Genomic DNA, 14836 nt, shown 5'->3' on the forward strand with positions numbered 1-14836 from the left:
AACGGAGATACTCGCGGGGGAAGGTGTATACGGAAGTTTTCACTGCTAGAAGCCAATGACCGACCGGATTCGCGTTCTCCACGTCGACGACGACACGGCTATCGTCGAGGCGGCCACGAGCGCTCTGGAACAGGCGCACTGTGGCATTACGGTCGAGACGGAGACGAGCGTCGCCGACGGACTCGAACGGCTCGACAGTGGGACGTTCGGCTGTGTCGTCGCGGGCTATGAGCTGCCGGAGCAGACCGGCGTCGAGTTCCTCGATGCGGTCCGCAAGCGAGCGCCGGACCTGCCGTTCGTGCTGTTCGCCAGTGAGGGGAGCGAAGCAGCCGCAAGCGACGCGATTTCCGCGGGCGTCACCGAGTACATCCGGGCCGATGGCGGGGCCGAACCGTACGCACGACTGGCACACACCGTCGTCGACGCCGTCGAGCGGACGGCCGATGACATCGAATACACACAGAGTACACGTCGTGAACGCGCTATTGAAGAGCTTCATACCACCGCCAGGGCGTTCATGCGAGCCACGACTGCGGATGCGGTTGCGCAGATCACAGTGGACACTGCCAGGACAATCCTCAACATGCCGGCCAACGGCGTCCACTTCGCCGACGGCGAGCGTCTGTATCCGGTCGCCTGGACCGAACAGGTCGAGGAATTCCTCGGCACGCCGCCGGTGTTCGAGGCCGGAGAATCACTCGCGTGGCAGGCTTTCGAAACCGGTGAGGCGAAGGTCCACGACGATATCACGTCGGTTCCGGGCCGGTACAATCCAGAGACCGATATCCGTAGCGAGATCATCCTCCCGCTCGGGGACCACGGCGTCCTCCTCGTCGGCTCGTGCGAGACAGGTGCATTCGATGAGACGGACGTTACGCTCGCACAGACGCTCTCCGTCCACGCGACAGCGGCCCTCAATCGTCTCGACCGCGACCACCAGCTCCGCGAGGAACGGGAGTTCATCGATCAAGCGCTCGATACGCTTGACGACCTCTTCTACGTCGTCGACACGGACGGCAGCCTCCGGCGGTGGAACGAGCGCATCCCCGAAGTCACAGGATACAGCGACGACGAGATCGACGGGATGTCCGTCTCTGAGTTCTTCCCGGGTGACGAGCACGAGACGATCGCTTCGGCGATACATGAGACACGAAGCGGCGGCCGGGTAACTGTCGAAGCAGAGGTCCTGACTGCCGATGGAGAGCGGATTCCATACGAGTTTTCGGGTACTCGGTTGACAGACACCGATGGAGCAGTTTCTGGGACGGTGGGTATCGGCCGGGATATCTCCCAGCACAGGGCATACGAACAGCAGTTGGAACGCCAGAACGAGCGCCTCAATGAGTTCACAAGCATCGTCAGCCACGACCTCCGGAACCCGCTGACTATCGCGGAGGGGAATCTGGAACTGGCCAGAGAAGAATGTGACAGCGACGCACTCGACACGGTATCGCGTGCCCATGAGCGAATGCGAGCGCTGATAGACGACCTCCTAGCGTTTGCACGTGCCGGCGAAACGGCGACCGACCTCGAAACCGTCGCGCTCGCCGACATCGTTGAGGAATGCTGGCAGAGCGTCGAAGATGAACAGGCAACGCTCGTCGTCGAGGACGACCGACAGATTCGGGCAGACACGGCAAAGCTCCGTCGACTGTTATCGAACCTTATCCGCAACAGTGTGGAACACGGGTCCGCGGGCGCTCAGATGTCGGCTGACGGAGACGCTGACCAGCGTGGCGGGGGCGTAACTGTGCGAATCGGTGTCATTGAAGAGCTGGACCAGCACGGCTTCTACGTCGCCGACGACGGGCCGGGCATCCCTGAGGACGACCGCCAGCAGGCGTTTGAAGGAGGCTATTCGACTGGCGAGAGCGGGACCGGGTTCGGTCTCAAAATCGTCCAGCGAACCGCCGAGGTCCACGGGTGGACGGTCACAGCTACCGAGAGCGAGGCCGGCGGCGCACGGTTCGAGGTGACAGACCTCGACCCCGCCTGAGCAGACCAGCCAGTCCCGAATGTGGGACAGCGACGACGACAGACCTACCGCGAGACGTGACTGGCCTTTTGGTTCTGAAGCCCTCAGTACTGGTCATGTCATCCCAGCGCCCTGCTCGGCAGGGTCCGCGGACCGCCGAGCAGTCGGCTGCGTCGAGAGACGGAGCGACGCCTGCACTCGCCGTCGAGGGGCTGTCGAAGCAGTTCGGCAGCGGTTCGGACGCGGTGACGGCCGTCGACGACGTGTCGTTTCGCATCGAGCAGGGCACGGTCGTCGGCCTGCTGGGACCCAACGGGGCGGGCAAGACGACGACCATAAAATCGATTCTCGGGCTGGTGTTGCCTGATTCCGGGAGTGTCCGGGTGCAAGGTATCGACATGAGCGAGCACCCGCGGGCAGCGTACCGTCACGTCGACGGGATGCTCGAAGGGGCGCGAAACGACTACTGGCGGCTGACTGTCCGTGAGAACCTGCGCTATTTCTCGACCATCAAGGGTGTCAAGCCGGCTGCTGTTGCCGACCGACACGAGCGCCTGCTGGCGAAACTCGACCTCCTGGAGAAGGCCGACGAACCGGTCCGAGACCTCTCCCGCGGGATGAAACAGAAGGTGTCGCTGGCGAGTGTACTTGCCAGCGAGTCCGAACTGGTGTTTCTCGACGAGCCGACGCTTGGGCTGGACGTCGAAAGCTCGCTGACGTTGCGGCGGGAACTGCGCCGCATCGTCGACGAGCGCGACCTCACAGCGGTCGTCAGCAGCCACGACATGGACGTCATCGAGGACGTCTGTGACCGGGTTATCATCATGAACGACGGGGAGATCATCGCAGACGACAGCGTGGCGGCTGTGCTCGACCAGTTCACCGCGAACGCCTTCGCCGTCACCAGTCCGGACATCACCGATGCCCTGCTTGCGACGATTCGGGAGCGCTTCGAGGTGGTCGACGTGACGAACGTCGAGCGGGGGCGGCGAGTCGAGGTGGCGACCGACAGCGACGGGTTCTACCGCTTGCTGGCCCTGTGCCGGGACCACAGCGTGACGCTGACTGGCGTCGGCACAGTCGAACCAGACCTTGAGGACGTGTTCGTCGAGATTACCGGGCAGGAACGGAAGGGGCCGGGCCGATGACCGCGAGCGCCGACACGCACACGGACGGCAGTGAGGATGCCCGTGCCGGCATGCAGGCGGGCTATCTCGATCTCGCACGGGCGGTGCTGTACCGCGAGTACCTCATCTTCGTCCGCTATCCGGCCAACGCCGTCGGCGGGGTCGTCATCTCGGTGTTTTTCTTCGGCCTGCTGTTTTACGGCGGTCGGATGCTCGCCGGGCAGGCGATAACAGACTCCATCGAGGGAATCATCGTCGGCTACTTCCTGTGGTCGCTTTCGGTCGGGGCCTACCAGTCGATTTCGAACGATATCGGCAGCGAAGCCCAGTGGGGCACCCTCGAACGGCACGTCATGACGCCGTTTGGCTTCGCGCCGGTCGCGTTCTGCAAGGGGGTCGCGAAAGTTGTCCGGACGTTCATCACCTCGACAGTGGTGCTTGCAGTGATGCTTGCGATTACCGGAACGTCGCTCCAGTTGAACGTCCTCACCGTCGTCGTGGTCGCGTCGCTGACTATCGCCTCGGTGCTGGGGCTGGGCTTCGCGGCCGGCGGCGTCGCGGTACTGTACAAACGCATCGGGAACTGGCTCAATCTGCTCCAGTTCGGGTTCATCATCCTCATCTCCGCGCCCGTGTTCGAACTCGGCTGGACGCGAATTCTGCCGCTGGCTCACGGGAGTGCGCTCCTGCAGCGAGCGATGGTCGACGGGACCCGACTCTGGCAGTTTTCCCCCGTCGACCTGGGCCTCCTCATCGGTGTCCCGGTCGGCTACGTCCTGTTCGGGTACGTCGTGTTCCAGTACACGACCCGGCGAGCCAGACGGCTCGGCGTGCTCGGCGACTACTGACCGAGGTAGACAGATGCTTTTACTTATGATGCCGGTAATGTGATACGTAACGCTGTCACTCGGACTGACCGCACAGCGTCAGGCAGTCCCCGCCCTGTACCCCACAAATGGTCACTCGACACCTCACCTCGGAACGACTGGTGCTCACCATCGCGACGGTGGTCGTCATTGGTGTGCTTGCGGTTGCGGTCTGGTCGCTCGCATTCGCGAGTACCGGGACCGCCGATCAACCTCAGATCAGCGCGGACGTGCAACAACGCTACGAGGCGATAGACGGCGTCAATTCGACACAGACAACCACTATCAGCCGGAACGGAACGGTCGCGAGTCGGACGACCTACGACGCCGTACTCCAGCCAGGGACACAGAAGAAACGGCTGGCAGTCATCAGCAGTACTGTCGACCGATACGATCTCCGGGTGTCGAACGGATCGGCGCTGTGGCTGTACGACCAGCGCCGCGCGAGCGCCACGCGAATCTCTCTCAGCAGGACAGAGTCAGACCGGGGTGAACGGCTGCAGCGCCTGGTTGCGAGTCTCAATACGTCCACGGCAGCCAACGCGACAAGCGAGCCACAGTCAGTTGAGCCGTTGCCCGTTGTGCCCCGCGGCGAGCAGCGGCCGAGCGTGTCCGCCGGCTCGATGATGGTCGGCTACCGCGGTATTGAATCGATTGACGGGCGTGAGGCGTACGTCATCCACGTGGCACCGAAAGACGACACAGCGGCCTACGAACAGACGATCTGGGTAGACACAGAGCGGTTCTTCCCGGTGAAAAAACGCACCGCATGGACAGCCGACAGTGAGCGAACAGTCGTGACGACGACGCATACGAACGTCACCTACGACACCGGTGTGTCAGCGGACGTGTTTACCCCTGACTTCCCGGACAACACGACTGTCACCGTCCCAGAGACACCGGACCAACAGACCTACGAGTCGATCGGTGCGCTCGAAGCCGACACCGAGGTCCGGGTTCCAAAACCCGACATTCCGCCGGGGTACGAACTGACCTACGCGACCCAGACGCAGGGACGAATCCACAGCGTCGGCCTCCGCTACGCGAACCGAACCAGTCTGATCACTGTTGCCAAGTACGACCGGCTGGTTGTCGGAGAGAACGCCAGCGAGGGAGTGACAATCGACGGGCAACCGGTACAGATCAGCTATGGGCTGACAACATCGGTGTCGTGGAACTGTGAGCGCTACCGGTACACGATTCGTGGTGAAGGAGTGTCTGCGGACCGACTCGTCACGGTCGGCCAGTCAATCGGCTGTCCCGGTAGCATGTGAAACACCCACGCTGGCATATCAAGCCGCCGTTTTCTGGGTCAGAAGTTCGACTGCACGTTATATTATGGAACCACTCCTCACTACAAGTGCAGCGGCCCTAACAACACCGTGCCACCACCGCCCTCCGGCGATAGCCGCTGTCTGTCCACCACACTGCCTAGGGTTCCCCGGGGTGCCACCCTGGGGAGGAATGTGGGCCACGCCGCCCGTGAACTGGTCCCCTCCCTCGCCCCACCTTCGCCCGAAGGAACTGCCCTGATCGCGCCGGTCTCCGCTGACACTGCGCCCTTCTCTAATGTGGCTGACTTCTGACTCGGAAACTGACGGGACCTTTTATTCAGGGACGGGGCGTTGGTCCAGTACGTGAGTGAGGACCCGGCCGTGGGCGACATCCTCGACCTGCTCAGTGACGAGTATGCCCGGGACATCCTCGCAGCAACGAGTGTCAAGCCTATGTCCGCGAAACAGCTCGCCGACCAGTGTGAGATGTCACAACCGACCGTGTACAGACGGGTCGAGTGGCTTCAGGAGTACGGCCTCATCGAGGAACAGACCCAGATAGAGACGGGCGGCAACGACTACAGCGTCTTCGCTGCCACGCTCTCGGAGTTCTCGCTGGCGCTTGCTGACGGTGATTTCGAAACCGAAATCGAGCGGACCGAACCCCCGGCGTTCCCGGGACAGGACGAACAGGACACCGCGGACCGATTCACAAAAATGTGGGAGAATCTCTGACATGGTTGCCATCGAGACACTGATGAACTGGCTCATCACCGCCCTTGCGTTTGGCTCGACAGTACTGGGTGGGTACGTTGGCTACCAGGCCTACCGCGGGTATCGACGGCACAACAGTCGCGCGATGCAGTACCTCTCTGTCGGGCTGTTCTGCCTCACGGCGGTGGCCTTCGTCGTCGCGTTTGTCGGCTCAGTCCTCCTTCGCCAGGGCCTGCTTCCCAGCCAGTTCCAGCAACCGCTGACGCTCGTCACTCGCGCCTTCCAGTTCGTTGGCGTGCTCTTTATCGCGTACTCGCTTCACTCTCGGGAGTGAGGCTCCGAGTGGTCTGCCCGGTGGACCGCGCGGTCTAACGACGAACATCTCAAGTCCGTCCGGTCAGAAGTTGTACCTATGGGGCAAACGTCGGAGGAACGGCCGACGGTCCGAATCGACGGGACCGACCCACTACTGGTCCCCTGGGACGTGGCGCCCGCACAGCTCCCGTTCGATGTCGTCCGCGGGCCGGTCGCGTTCGAGTGTGCCTCCGGCGACCGGATCGAACGGAGGTACACCGGCGTCGCCGTGTTCGACCTGCTGGAGGCGGCGGCGATGCCCGGCGATACAACCCACGTCCAGTTCGAATCGATGAACGGCGACTTGGCGTGCATCCCGCTCGTCGACCTCAACGGCGCAGTACTCGCGCTGGGCGACGGTCCCGGAACTGAGCCGGAGCGACCGCGGTTCGTCTCGCCCCGCGTGCTTGGTCCGCGTACCGTGAAGAACGTCTGTCGACTGCGACCGCGCACGCTCGCTGCCGGCGCTGACCGCGAGGCCTACGAGCGGCTCCCGCTGGGGGAGTGATACGATACGAGTGACACTGGTCGAGTGGCTACTCCAGCAGGCCGATGTCCTTCGCGAGTCGGTCGGCGAGTTCCTCCAGTACGTCGGGGTCGACTTCGGCGACTGGCTCACCGTCGTGGAGCTGTTCGTTGTGGCGGGCGACGGCGTCCTCAACGTCCTCGAACGCGACCGATGTCCGTGTCCCGCACTCCTCGCACACGACCGGGATTTCGGGCTGATCGGCTGTCATTGGCGGCAATTTATTTCGCTGCCCGATAAACAGTCCGGACCACGGGCTCTCACTCCAGAACGCTTTTCGGCCGCTTGAGGTAGAACGCCTGCTCAGTGACGCGTTCGTACACTGCATACAGCGTCTCGACGGCGCTCGGGTCGGGGTCGAACCGCAGATGCGGGGCCGTATGGTATGCCTTGCAACTGGTCAAGAAGAAGTACAGCGTCCGGTGGTGAGCCGGTGTCGCGTCCACAACACCCATTGATCGCTCGCCCAAGTCTCCCGAAAAGTCGTTGAGCAAGGCCGCGATATCGTCGTGCAGCTGCTCATCCGGTCGGGTGAGCGGCGCACCGAGTGTCTGCTGGAGGAACTCGCTGGTCGCCCGCAGGAACGGGTTCGAGTCCATGCCCGTCGGGTCCACGGTACTGAACGCGTCGTACAGGTCAAGCAGCGCAGTCAGTTCGCCGGCGGTCAGTGCGACCGGTTTGACGGGGTCGCCCTGCGGGAGCGAGTAGTCCGGGAACGAGTACGACTGCGGGTCCGGCACCTGTCCGAACACGGTATCAAGACTCATGGCGGCAGTTCGGTCGGCGGACGCCTAACAGTTGGGTGCAGTCTCACCAGAACGCATATTGTTGCGTGTACGGATATCCAAGCCGATGCCCTCCAGTACCCGGACGAACGCTCCACAGCGACGCCTCGAACCGACGGTCCCGCAGACGCCAGACGGCGTGGCACCCGCTCAGACGGAGTCAGCGAGGGACCACGACTGATGCCGTCATTCACCGTTCGGCTGGCCGACGGGTGGCAGCGGGCGCGCGAACAACTGCCGCTGGCACTGGTTCCAATGCTGCTGGCGGTCACGCAGACGGACAGTATCCGACAGATACTCACCTACGACGGAATCCACATCGGCATTAAGTTCGGCGTCCCCGCGTCCGTCGTGACTGTCTGGCAGTTCGTGAGTTTACCTGGCAGCGGTGTCACGGCAAATGTTGGCCTCCCTCTGTCGGCTCCGTTTGCGATGGTGGTCGTACCGGGAGTGCTATTACTACGTGCCGGTCTGAGTGCGGGTTACTTCGGAACTATCGCGGCAGAACTCCTCGGTCGACACGAGGGCTTCGCGATGAGCGTGCTAGCATACTTTGTCCCGTTTCTGGTGATAACTGCCCTCCCGTATGTTGTTCTCGTCCCACTGGCACTGGGGCTGTTTGGCTTCGGGAGCCTCGGTGAGGGGGGCGCGATAGTCGGCGCTGTGCTTCTTCTGATTCCAGCATTCATAGCTGCCGGGTATCTGTTCTGGGCCACGCCGTATCTGATTGTCCTGCGCCGGACTGGGTTTGTGGCAGCAGCCAGAGGCTCGTACCAACTGGCTGTCAACGGTGGGGCGTACTTCGCCTACACAGTCGGCTATCTGGGACTCGTTTTGCTCGTCTCAGCGGTGGCGACCGCTGTTGTCGTCAACGTCCCTGCGGTCGGCCTGCTCATCGGAATCGTAGGCGGCGGGTTTCTGGGGCTCGTACTCAATATCACGACGATGCGGTTCGTCGCTGACATCGACCCGCAGTGCCCCGCTGCCGGCGAGTGGCCCGAGCAGCACCGCAACGGCGACAGTGTGGTCAATACGTAGGGAGCGGGCTCACTCGCCCTGCTCGTCCAGTTGCTCGATCAGGCTGATGCCGTAGACAGTTCGCAGGACCGTGCTGGCGTCGCCGGCCTCGTACACCAGGTCGTCGCGCGAACTGACGTGATCGAGTACGTCGGGCGAGGAATGGGCGGGGGCGGCGGCGATACCGGCGTCGCTTTCGTCGATCCAGCGCATCACCCGCAAGTCGCTCTTGCTGTCGCCCATCACGAGCGCGAACGGGTCATCAATGCCGAGCACGTCGAAGGCTTCCTCAACGCCGGCGGACTTGTCCAGTTCGAGGCTCACGAGTTCGGCCGCGTCGCCCTCGTAATAGCCGAGGTCGACGCGTTCGAGGATGTCGCGGAACGCCGCAGGCGCGTCGTCGATGTCGGCATCGGTCGACAGGTCGCCCGCCTCCAAGACATCGTGAATCTCCGGGTCGCGGCTGAAGTAGGCCCGTGCGTACGCTGCCGGGTCCGACACGTCAGCATCGACCTGCCCCGCGATAGCGTCGCCGACCAGTCCACAGAGGTACCGCAGGGACTCGTCGATGATTTCCACGGCGTTGTCGCTGCCGACCTCGGCGTTGGGCTTTAGCGTGACGTTGAACTCGTTGCCCTGGAGGTGGCAGCGCTTGCCGACGGCCTCGGGGGCCTCAGAGAGGACACGGCGGCGGACCGACTCGAACACGTCCACGACCGCGCCGTCGAGGCGTTCATACAGGAGTCGCTTCGTGTCCGCGCCGTGTTTGGGCGTGAACACGCCGTTGCCGGACTCGTAGACGATGCTCATCTGTCCGGAGGAGACGAGGTCGTTACCAAGGCCCTGTATCATGAATCCCTTGACGTTTTCGAGGGTCTGGCCGGTGCAGACGACGATGGGGACGCCCGCCTCGTGGAACTGCGTCAGGAGGTACAGCGTGTCGCGAGGGATTTCGTTGTCGGTGTCGCCGGCCGAGCGGAGCGTCTCGTCGACATCCAGTACGAGCACGTTCGCCGACCGGCCGTACTTCGAGTAGAGGTCCAAGGCGGTGAAGGCCTCGTCGCGGGTCAGCCGGGCCGCGATTTCCGCGTAGGTCTCGCCGGTTCCGGGGAACTCCTCGGTGATGTCGGCCTTGAGGTCGTCGAGGCGGTCACTGGCGGTCTCCCACTGTTCCAGCGCGACGGTCGAACTGAGCGGGGGAAACAGGTCGACGAACTCCTGATAGCCGCGCAGCGTTGTCGTGTCTACGCTCTTGTAGAGACGGTATAGTTGGTCGTATTGTTCCATGTCGAGATCCACAGGATAGTGGCGACTGACGGCGAGCGTACTTTAGCTATCGGGTTTGCGATACCCACACATGACGGAATTGCGTGTTTGCGGGACACGGCAAAGAAGGGCTGGTTTGCCAACACCGCTGCCGAGGGGAACCCCTGCTACGCCTCGTCGCCGCCGTCGGTCAGCACCTCGGTTTCGGGCGCCTCCTCGTTGAGGAAGGACGGCAGTTCCTCCTCCTCGTCCTCCTCAGTCGCCTCGTCGTCCGCCGTCGCTTCGGTCCAAGAGCGTTCTCTGTGGTGGCACATGGGTCGTCACCATCCGACGGTCAGGACTGGTTTGTGTTAACTATTTTCATGATCGGACTGATAGGCGCGGCGAAGGCAGACAGTATCAAGTCGCTTCGCTCGTTAGCCGGTAGCAGTCACATGCGGGGGCACGTATGACCGACATCCAGCGACTCGACGACCGGACCGTCGAACGTATCGCGGCCGGCGAGGTGGTCGAGCGGCCGGCCTCCGTCGTCAAGGAGCTAGTCGAGAACGCCATCGACGCCGACGCGAACCGGGTCGATGTCGTCGTCGAGGCCGGCGGAACCGACGGGATTCGCGTCACGGACGACGGCGTCGGGATGGACCGCGAGGCTGTCGAGACAGCCGTCGAGAAACACACCACCTCGAAGATCCGCGACATCGCAGACCTGGAGGGCGGCGTCGGCACGCTCGGCTTCCGCGGCGAGGCCCTGCACGCAATCGGGGCGGTCTCGCGGCTGACGATTCGGACCCGGCCCCGCGGGGGCGACGTGGGGACGGAGTTGGTGCTGGAGGGCGGCGAGGTCACGTCGGTCGGCCCCGCGGGCTGTCCCGAGGGGACGACCATCGAGGTCGCTGACCTCTTCTACAACGTCCCGGCCCGCCGGAAGTACCTCAAACAGGAGTCGACGGAGTTCGCCCACGTCAACACCGTCGTCGCCAGTTACGCGCTGGCGAACCCGGACGTGGCCGTGTCGCTGACCCACGGCGACCGGGAGACGTTCTCGACGACCGGCCAGGGCGACCTGCGCGAGACCGTCATGTCTGTCTACGGCCGGGAGGTGGCCGAGTCGATGATTTCGGTCGGTGCGGGTTCGGGAGCAAACGGGGGTGGCGACGAGGCGGAGAGTTTCCCTGACGGGCCACTCGACGGCGTGCACGGCCTCGTCTCCCACCCCGAGACGAACCGCGCGGGCCGCGAGTACCTCTCGACGTACGTCAACGGCCGGTACGTCCGCGCCGGGACGGTCCGGGACGCCGTCGTCGACGCCTACGGGACCCAGATCGCGCCGGACCGCTACCCCTTCGCCGTCCTCTTCCTGGACGTGCCCGCGGGCGACGTGGACGTGAACGTCCACCCCCGGAAAATGGAGGTCAGATTCGCCGACGACGAGGGCGTCCGGGAGCAGGTCCGGACCGCCGTCGAGGACGCGCTGTTACGAGAAGGGCTGCTGCGCTCGACAGCGCCGCGTGGCCGGTCAGCACCAGAGCAGACAGAGATAACGCCGGAATCGGAGGGAGCGAGCAGTGGCGAGCGCCAGCTGTCGCGTCCGGACGGCCGGGACACCGCGGACGAAACAGCACCATCAGCGCGGACGGACGGCACAACAGCGGAGAGCAGTGCTGATACGACAGGACAATCGGCTGCTGAACACACAGAGCGGTCTGACGGAGCCCAGACGGAGACAGCGGCTCATCAGTCCGGCGACACGACCGCAGCAGAGCAGTCAGTCGACACGAAACGCCCCTCCACAGCCGAGACGAAAGACGATACGTCAGGCAACTTCGAGAATCGGCAGGCAGAGGGTAGCGTTTCGAGTGGAGATAGCCCCGATGCGCGCCGGGAAGCGTCCACAGCGGGCCGGACGGAGACAGAGCGCGGCGACCGGAAGTTCACCGGCGGACAGGAGCAGGCACGCCTCGGCGACGACCCAGAGGCGACCCACGAATCGCTGCCTTCGATGCGGATTCTCGGGCAGTTAGCCGACACCTACGTCGTCGCGGAGACGGACGACGGCCTCGTACTGGTCGACCAGCACGCGGCGGACGAGCGAGTCAACTACGAACGGCTCAAGGCCAGGTTCGAGGGCGAGACGACGACGCAGGCGCTCGCGGAACCGGTGGAACTGGAACTGACCGCCCGCGAGGCCGAGGTGTTCGACCGGCGCAGCGACGCGCTGGCGAGCCTGGGCTTTCACACGGCGCGGACAGGCGAGCGGACCGTCGAGGTCCGAACCCTCCCAGGCGTCATCGCCGACGCGGCCGGCCCGGACATCGTCAGGGATGTACTGGGCGCGTTCGTCGCCGGCGACGACGAAGCGGCGGCGACGGTCGAAGCCGCGGCCGACGAACTGCTCGGCGACCTGGCGTGTTACCCCTCTGTGACCGGGAACACGTCGCTGACTGAGGGGTCCGTCAGGGAGCTACTCGCCGCGCTGGACGACTGTGAGAACCCCTACGCGTGTCCCCACGGACGACCGACGGTCATCCACATCGACCGGCAAGAACTCGAAGACCGGTTCGAGCGTGATTACCCCGGTCACGGCGGTCGGCGGCGATAGCGAAGGACTCCGGTCTGACCACCGACACAGCAGTCGATACAGCCGATTAAACTAAACCTTCGTCTCCCGATGCACGCGGTATGTCACTCGTAACGTTCGGCGAGACTGCTCTCAGATTTGCACCCCCAGACGGACAGCGGTTCGAAACGGCCCGCGAGGCGTCGATTCGGGTCGACGGGACAGCAAGCGGGGTTGCGGCGACGGCCGGCCGACTTGGAGCCGACGCGCGGTGGCTCTCGAAGGTCCCCGATACGCCGCTGGGCCGGCGCGTCGTCGCCGAATTGCAGGAGTTCGGACTGGAGACCGAGGTCGTCTGGGCCGACCCGGCGGCCGGCCGGCAGGGACTTACCTTCCACGAGGACGCCGACCCGCCCCGTGCCGAGCGGCTGCTACAGGACCGCGGCGACACCGCGATGGCGACGTTGACACCCGGCGAGTTGCCGATGGGCGAGATACAGAACGCAGACGTAGTGTTCACTTCGGGCGCAACCCTCTCACTGTCGGACACAGCTGCCGACACGACGGGGGCGTTACTCAGAGCGGCCGCGGGGATGCGGGCGCTGGACCTCGATTTCCACCCGGGGCTGTGGGACGCCGAGGACGCGCGGGCCGCACTCGCGGACCTCCTGCCGGCCGTCGACACCCTCTTCGCCGCCGAGGAGCAGGTCTCCGCGGTGTTCGACACGACGGGGGGTCCCCGTGAAATCGTCCACACGCTCGCGACGGAGTACGACCTCACCCGCGTGGTGCTCACGCGGAGCGAGTACGGCGCGGTCGCCTACCACGACGGCGTCGTCCACGAGCAAGACGCTATCGAGACGACCGCCGTCGACGAATCGGGGCAACACGAGGCCTTTATTGGCGCGACGCTCCGGCAACTGGCCGCCGGTGCTGACACGGACGAAGCGCTGCTCCACGGCGTCGCGGCGGCAGCACTCTCTCGAACAATGTCCGGGCCGTTGACGCCGCTTGAGCCGTCCGAAGTTGAGCGGGTCGTCGATTCACAGCAGTCGAGACGGCCGTAGGGAGTCCCTACCGGCAGTACTGATTTACGTCCACCCATTTATTAATCAGGTATGCGCTGTCACCGTACCGTGTTACCAGCTGTATTGCTGGCACTGCTGGTAGGGGCCGGTGTGGTGGCGGGAACAGCTGCCGGACAGTCACAGGTGACCCTCACCGTCACCGTCGTCGACGGGGACGGCGACCCGCTCAGTGGTATCGACATCTCGGCGACGTGGGACGGCGGCGCGGGCGGCCCGTCTAACGAGACGACGCGGGCAAACGGGCAGGCACTTATCGATGTCCCCGAGGGGGCGGACGTCATGCTCCAGATAGATGACGGCGAGTACGTCAGAAACGTCCCCTACGTCGTCGAAGATGCCGAGGCGGAGTCCGTCGAGATAATGGTCTCGGAGGCAGCGACAGCCACAGTCAGCGCGGTGACGGCGGACGGCCAGCCGGCCGAGACCGCACGCATCCGACTGTATCGGGACGGGAACTACGTGGTCGACAGGAACGCGGGCAGCGACGGGACCATCACGACACAGCCCGTCGAGGAAGGCGAATACAGCGTCATCGTCACCAAGCCGGGGTTCTACCGCAACCTGACGACCGTGTCCGTCTCCGGCGAGACGACGGCGACGGTCCGGATTAGCGAGGGGTCGGTCCTGCTGCAAGCCGAGGTCGTCGACGACCATTTCAACGACTCCAGACCGATCCGGGACGCGACCGTTCAGGTCGAATCGGACAACGGGTTCGACGGCACCGTGCCGACGCTCTCCGACGGGACGGCGTCGGTCAGCGTGCCGGTCAACGACCGCTATGCCCTCACAGTGACGAAGGAGGGCTACGAGACGGTCGAGAGACGCGTCAGGGTGGCTGAAGACGAAACGTCGGTCGACGTGGAGATCCGACGCACCCCGGAGATTACGCTCACACCGGACAACAGGCAGGTCATCGTCGACGCGAACGTCCGGTTCACGGTCACCAACGAGTACGACGACCCAGTGGCGAACGTGACCGTGTCTCGGAACGGAACTGAAGTCGGAGAGACTGATGCGGACGGCGAAGTAACGGCGACGGTCCCCACAGCCGGGAACGTCACGTTCACCGCGACAGCCGGAGACCTCACCACGACAACGAACGTGACTGCGTTCAGGCCGGACGAGGAGGCGACGACGGGCGGGGCGGCCACAACGCCAGCCCGGACGGCGACCGAAACGACAGACGGCAGCGGCCCGGGTTTTACTGTCGCTGTGACGATTGCCGCGCTGGTCGCGGTGGCCGTCCTGGCTCGCCGGCGACGCTAACGGGACGTTTTTCCCCGCGAA

At 64.3% G+C, this 14836-nt stretch carries 15 protein-coding genes; 11 read left to right on the forward strand and 4 right to left on the reverse strand.

Features of this window, described 5'->3' with window-relative positions; genetic code table 11:
• Positions 1 to 55 precede the first annotated feature (55 nt).
• The 7 genes from DVK00_RS05730 to DVK00_RS05760 all read left to right on the forward strand — a co-directional run bounded on the left by DVK00_RS05730 (position 56) and on the right by DVK00_RS05760 (position 6818).
• Positions 56 to 1996, forward strand: a complete 1941-nt coding sequence (locus tag DVK00_RS05730; protein ID WP_121577404.1) for a PAS domain S-box protein — start codon at positions 56 to 58, stop codon at positions 1994 to 1996.
• A 95-nt stretch (positions 1997 to 2091) separates the two neighbouring features.
• The gene (locus tag DVK00_RS05735; RefSeq protein ID WP_101351256.1) at positions 2092 to 3123 is read left to right on the forward strand and encodes an ABC transporter ATP-binding protein; all 1032 of its coding nucleotides are present in this window, start codon (positions 2092 to 2094) and stop codon (positions 3121 to 3123) included.
• Positions 3120 to 3950: an ABC transporter permease gene (locus tag DVK00_RS05740; RefSeq protein ID WP_101351257.1), complete on the forward strand. Its 831-nt coding sequence runs from the start codon at positions 3120 to 3122 to the stop codon at positions 3948 to 3950. The genes DVK00_RS05735 and DVK00_RS05740 overlap by 4 nt, the downstream gene beginning before the upstream one ends.
• A gap of 107 nt (positions 3951 to 4057) precedes the next feature.
• Complete coding sequence (locus tag DVK00_RS05745; RefSeq protein WP_121577405.1) at positions 4058 to 5242, forward strand: outer membrane lipoprotein carrier protein LolA; 1185 nt, start codon at positions 4058 to 4060, stop codon at positions 5240 to 5242.
• A 363-nt stretch (positions 5243 to 5605) separates the two neighbouring features.
• Positions 5606 to 5977 (forward strand): helix-turn-helix domain-containing protein, encoded by a 372-nt coding sequence (locus DVK00_RS05750; protein WP_044952077.1) that lies wholly within the window; start codon positions 5606 to 5608, stop codon positions 5975 to 5977.
• 1 nt (position 5978) lies between these two features.
• The gene (locus DVK00_RS05755) at positions 5979 to 6290 is read left to right on the forward strand and encodes a hypothetical protein (RefSeq protein WP_101351259.1); all 312 of its coding nucleotides are present in this window, start codon (positions 5979 to 5981) and stop codon (positions 6288 to 6290) included.
• A 78-nt stretch (positions 6291 to 6368) separates the two neighbouring features.
• Complete coding sequence (locus tag DVK00_RS05760; protein ID WP_101351260.1) at positions 6369 to 6818, forward strand: hypothetical protein; 450 nt, start codon at positions 6369 to 6371, stop codon at positions 6816 to 6818.
• Between the two features lie 28 nt (positions 6819 to 6846).
• Here the strand turns inward: DVK00_RS05760 and DVK00_RS05765 are convergent, their stop codons facing one another.
• Both DVK00_RS05765 and DVK00_RS05770 read right to left on the reverse strand, forming a co-directional pair.
• Positions 6847 to 7047 (reverse strand): hypothetical protein, encoded by a 201-nt coding sequence (locus DVK00_RS05765; protein WP_008307333.1) that lies wholly within the window; start codon positions 7045 to 7047, stop codon positions 6847 to 6849.
• A 49-nt stretch (positions 7048 to 7096) separates the two neighbouring features.
• On the reverse strand, positions 7097 to 7603 hold the full coding sequence (locus tag DVK00_RS05770) for a hypothetical protein (RefSeq protein ID WP_101351261.1): 507 nt from the start codon (positions 7601 to 7603) through the stop codon (positions 7097 to 7099).
• A gap of 198 nt (positions 7604 to 7801) precedes the next feature.
• On the opposite strand from DVK00_RS05770, the gene DVK00_RS05775 reads away from it, so the two are divergent.
• Positions 7802 to 8659 (forward strand): hypothetical protein, encoded by an 858-nt coding sequence (locus DVK00_RS05775; protein ID WP_121535765.1) that lies wholly within the window; start codon positions 7802 to 7804, stop codon positions 8657 to 8659.
• 9 nt (positions 8660 to 8668) lie between these two features.
• Here DVK00_RS05775 and DVK00_RS05780 read toward each other — a convergent pair whose 3' ends face one another.
• Both DVK00_RS05780 and DVK00_RS21605 read right to left on the reverse strand, forming a co-directional pair.
• Positions 8669 to 9937 (reverse strand): HAD family hydrolase, encoded by a 1269-nt coding sequence (locus tag DVK00_RS05780; protein ID WP_101351263.1) that lies wholly within the window; start codon positions 9935 to 9937, stop codon positions 8669 to 8671.
• 134 nt (positions 9938 to 10071) lie between these two features.
• The gene (locus DVK00_RS21605) at positions 10072 to 10218 is read right to left on the reverse strand and encodes a hypothetical protein (RefSeq protein WP_199722444.1); all 147 of its coding nucleotides are present in this window, start codon (positions 10216 to 10218) and stop codon (positions 10072 to 10074) included.
• 134 nt (positions 10219 to 10352) lie between these two features.
• On the opposite strand from DVK00_RS21605, the gene mutL reads away from it, so the two are divergent.
• From mutL to DVK00_RS05795, 3 genes are all read left to right on the forward strand, one after another.
• Positions 10353 to 12503, forward strand: a complete 2151-nt coding sequence (gene mutL, locus DVK00_RS05785) for a DNA mismatch repair endonuclease MutL (protein WP_121577406.1) — start codon at positions 10353 to 10355, stop codon at positions 12501 to 12503.
• A gap of 80 nt (positions 12504 to 12583) precedes the next feature.
• On the forward strand, positions 12584 to 13528 hold the full coding sequence (locus DVK00_RS05790; RefSeq protein ID WP_121577407.1) for a sugar kinase: 945 nt from the start codon (positions 12584 to 12586) through the stop codon (positions 13526 to 13528).
• Positions 13529 to 13579: 51 nt separating this feature from the next.
• Positions 13580 to 14815 carry a carboxypeptidase regulatory-like domain-containing protein gene (locus DVK00_RS05795; RefSeq protein ID WP_198560197.1) on the forward strand — a complete coding sequence of 412 codons (1236 nt, stop codon included), beginning with the start codon at positions 13580 to 13582 and terminating at the stop codon, positions 14813 to 14815.
• Positions 14816 to 14836 lie beyond the last annotated feature (21 nt).

This window comes from Haloarcula sp. Atlit-47R, from assembly GCF_003665985.1.
Classification (GTDB): Archaea; Halobacteriota; Halobacteria; order Halobacteriales; family Haloarculaceae; genus Haloarcula; species Haloarcula taiwanensis.

What these genes read in the sequence shown, in the direction of transcription:
- DVK00_RS05770 (WP_101351261.1), bottom strand. Translation starts at nt 7,603, where the DNA reads ATGAGTCTTGATACCGTGTTCGGACAGGTGCCGGACCCGCAGTCGTAC.
- DVK00_RS05765 (WP_008307333.1), bottom strand. Translation starts at nt 7,047, where the DNA reads ATGACAGCCGATCAGCCCGAAATCCCGGTCGTGTGCGAGGAGTGCGGG.
- mutL (WP_121577406.1), top strand. Translation starts at nt 10,353, where the DNA reads ATGACCGACATCCAGCGACTCGACGACCGGACCGTCGAACGTATCGCG.
- DVK00_RS05755 (WP_101351259.1), top strand. Translation starts at nt 5,979, where the DNA reads ATGGTTGCCATCGAGACACTGATGAACTGGCTCATCACCGCCCTTGCG.
- DVK00_RS05760 (WP_101351260.1), top strand. Translation starts at nt 6,369, where the DNA reads ATGGGGCAAACGTCGGAGGAACGGCCGACGGTCCGAATCGACGGGACC.
- DVK00_RS05745 (WP_121577405.1), top strand. Translation starts at nt 4,058, where the DNA reads ATGGTCACTCGACACCTCACCTCGGAACGACTGGTGCTCACCATCGCG.
- DVK00_RS05795 (WP_198560197.1), top strand. Translation starts at nt 13,580, where the DNA reads ATGCGCTGTCACCGTACCGTGTTACCAGCTGTATTGCTGGCACTGCTG.
- DVK00_RS05740 (WP_101351257.1), top strand. Translation starts at nt 3,120, where the DNA reads ATGACCGCGAGCGCCGACACGCACACGGACGGCAGTGAGGATGCCCGT.
- DVK00_RS05735 (WP_101351256.1), top strand. Translation starts at nt 2,092, where the DNA reads ATGTCATCCCAGCGCCCTGCTCGGCAGGGTCCGCGGACCGCCGAGCAG.
- DVK00_RS05790 (WP_121577407.1), top strand. Translation starts at nt 12,584, where the DNA reads ATGTCACTCGTAACGTTCGGCGAGACTGCTCTCAGATTTGCACCCCCA.
- DVK00_RS21605 (WP_199722444.1), bottom strand. Translation starts at nt 10,218, where the DNA reads ATGTGCCACCACAGAGAACGCTCTTGGACCGAAGCGACGGCGGACGAC.
- DVK00_RS05775 (WP_121535765.1), top strand. Translation starts at nt 7,802, where the DNA reads ATGCCGTCATTCACCGTTCGGCTGGCCGACGGGTGGCAGCGGGCGCGC.
- DVK00_RS05730 (WP_121577404.1), top strand. Translation starts at nt 56, where the DNA reads ATGACCGACCGGATTCGCGTTCTCCACGTCGACGACGACACGGCTATC.